At 66.7% G+C, this 360-nt stretch carries 1 protein-coding gene; it reads right to left on the bottom strand.

Features of this window, described 5'->3' with window-relative positions:
• Positions 1 to 360: DUF222 domain-containing protein (locus tag GOALK_RS01210; RefSeq protein ID WP_040003914.1), on the bottom strand; the 360-nt coding region annotated here is incomplete at both ends.

Raw genomic sequence — 360 nt, 5'->3', positions numbered from 1 at the left:
TTGACGAGGTCGGTGATCGGGATCAGGGTGCCGGTCGCGGTGGTGGCGAACCCGGCTTCGCGTCGTAGGTCGTTGAGATCGGCTTTGATGATCAGCTGGATGGGTAACCCGCGGTGGCTCTTACCCAGGAGTCCGTCGTCGAACACGGCTTTCAGGAGTGCGTTGAGGGCGTCGTGGTTGAGCTGGGCGGGGGTGCGGTCGTCGCGTGCGGCTGCGGCTTCGACCGCCTCGGGGTCGGCGTCCTCGATGGAACCGTGGGGGGAGTCGGGGTCGTCGGGGTTGTTCATGCCGGGTTTGGCCCAGACGGCGAGCAGCATGGTGATGCGGGCGAGGAGTTCGGGGGTGAGGTTGGCGGTCATC

Source organism: Gordonia alkanivorans NBRC 16433, from assembly GCF_000225505.1.
Taxonomy (GTDB): domain Bacteria; phylum Actinomycetota; class Actinomycetes; order Mycobacteriales; family Mycobacteriaceae; genus Gordonia; species Gordonia alkanivorans.
Note: the sequence above shows the minus strand (reverse complement) of the source record. Positions and strands in the feature narration are given on the sequence as shown.